The 1616-nt window shown below is 65.3% G+C and carries 1 protein-coding gene and 1 pseudogene; both read left to right on the top strand.

Annotated features, from left to right (window positions below; all coding sequences use genetic code 11):
• Positions 1-43 precede the first annotated feature (43 nt).
• Positions 44-1426 (top strand): cation:dicarboxylate symporter family transporter, encoded by a 1383-nt coding sequence (locus A8G08_RS01685; RefSeq protein ID WP_068269362.1) that lies wholly within the window; start codon positions 44-46, stop codon positions 1424-1426.
• A 79-nt stretch (positions 1427-1505) separates the two neighbouring features.
• Positions 1506-1616 (top strand): annotated as a pseudogene (locus A8G08_RS27860) (glutathione peroxidase); the annotation flags it as partial.

Here is a 1616-nt window from a genome sequence, read left to right as displayed (position 1 = left end):
AAGCAGTGATCCACCTCACTTCGTTCAGCGAGAGGAAACGACGATGAGCAGCTCAATCACCTCGGCCAACGCGCCGAGCAAGAGACATCGCGACCGGACGCATTGGCTGTATGTCGCGGTCATCGTCGCCGTCGTCGCCGGTGTGTTCGTCGGCTGGCTCGCGCCCAGCATGGGCAAAGAACTCGCGGTGCTCGGGACGCTGTTCGTCAGCCTGATCAAGATGATGATCAGCCCGATCATTTTCTGCACGATCGTGCTCGGCATCGGCTCGGTGAAGGCAGCCGCCAGCGTCGGCAAGGTCGGCGGCATCGCGCTGGCCTACTTCCTGGCCACGTCGACGGTCGCCCTCGGCATCGGCCTGGTGGTCGGGAACCTGTTGCAGCCTGGCAGCGGCATGGATCTGTCCGCGCATGCCGAGGCGGGTGCCCAGTACGCCGAGAAGGCGCACGGTGCCGGCGGAACTATGGACTTCGTCCAGGGCATAGTCCCGACGTCACTGTTGTCCTCGCTTACCGAGGGCAATGTGCTGCAGACACTGTTCGTCGCGCTGCTCGTCGGATTTGCGCTGCAGGCCATGGGCAACACCGGCAAGCCGATCCTGAACGCGGTCGGGCTCATCCAGAAGCTGGTGTTCCGGATCCTCGCGATGATCCTGTGGCTCGCCCCGATCGGGGCGTTCGGCGCCATCGCGGGCGTGGTCGGGCAGACCGGTCTCGAGGCGGTCAAGCAGCTCGGCCTCCTCATGCTCGCCTTCTACATCACCTGCGCGATCTTCGTCTTCCTGGTGCTCGGCACACTGCTGAAGTTCGTTGCCGGGGTGTCGATCTTCAAGCTCGTGCGCTACCTCGCCCGCGAATACCTGCTGATCGTCGCGACCTCGTCGTCGGAGTCGGCGTTGCCGCGGCTGATCGCGAAGATGGAGCACGCCGGTGTGCAGCGCTCCACGGTCGGCATCGTGGTGCCCACCGGTTACTCGTTCAACCTCGACGGCACCGCGATCTACCTGACCATGGCGTCGATTTTCATCGCCGACGCGCTGGGCGACCCGCTGTCGCTGGGCGAGCAGATCTCGCTGCTGGTGTTCATGATCATCGCGTCCAAGGGCGCGGCCGGTGTGAGCGGTGCCGGGCTGGCCACGCTTGCCGGCGGCCTGCAGAGCCACCGCCCCGAACTGCTCGACGGGGTCGGCCTGATCGTCGGTATCGACCGGTTCATGTCCGAGGCGCGTGCGGTCACCAACTTCTCCGGCAACGCGGTTGCGACCGTGCTGATCGGTAGCTGGACCAAGACGATCGACAAGGGCCGGGTCGACGAGGTTCTCGACCGGAAGCTGCCGTTCGACGAGGAGGCGATGGTCGACGATCACCTGCCCGAGGACGGCCGGGCCGAAGCGTCCGCCGAGCGCCGCGAACCCGCGCTCATCTAAATCGACCTACGTCCAGCCTTTGGTGCGGGCACGAGCCGAGTCTCGTGCCCGCACCAGTGGTTTCGGTAGGTTCGATGCCATGACGGATCTGCAGAACATTCAGCTGGAAACCCTCGGCGGCGTGCCGACCTCGCTCGGCGAGTACGACGGGCGCGCCATTCTCGTGGTGAACGTGGCCTCCAAGTGTGGT

It is taken from the genome of Aldersonia kunmingensis (genome assembly GCF_001646865.1).
GTDB classification, from domain to species: Bacteria; Actinomycetota; Actinomycetes; order Mycobacteriales; family Mycobacteriaceae; genus Aldersonia; species Aldersonia kunmingensis.
The sequence above is the reverse complement of the archived record's forward strand: the minus strand, read 5'-3'. Positions and strand labels throughout refer to the sequence as shown.